The sequence below is a fragment of the Vibrio sp. 10N.222.52.B7 genome (assembly GCF_041474275.1).
Taxonomy (GTDB): domain Bacteria; phylum Pseudomonadota; class Gammaproteobacteria; order Enterobacterales; family Vibrionaceae; genus Vibrio; species Vibrio crassostreae_C.
Window position 1 is genome coordinate 1 of sequence record NZ_JBFRTU010000687.1, and the last position, 355, is coordinate 355.

Below are 355 nucleotides of genomic sequence, written 5' to 3' on the forward strand. Positions count from 1 at the left end.
CTACTGATCAGCACGCTCTGTTTGTTAGCGTGAGATAGGATTTGTTCTGGGAACTCAAGATTGTGTCGACCAAATGGAACACCAGAACAAAGTGGCCATAAAATTCGGAACAACAGACCATATATATGTTGGTGTGAGACCGTGCTGTGGACTCGGTTGCCCTTAAGTAAATCGCCCCAGTTTTTATCTAGCTGAGCGATTTCAATATCTAGGTGCTCTAAGGTTTTGTCGATGGCCTTTGGCGTACCGCTTGAACCTGAAGTAAACAGGGTCAATTGGATTGCTGCTAACTCAATGGTGGGAAGATTATCGGTTAGAGGCTCGCGTGTTTCGGTGTCTAATAAGGTTTGGATAT

General features: G+C 44.8%; 1 pseudogene. It reads right to left on the reverse strand.

The window, feature by feature from the left end:
• Positions 1–355 (reverse strand): annotated as a pseudogene (locus tag AB4512_RS24815) (AMP-fatty acid ligase); the annotation flags it as partial.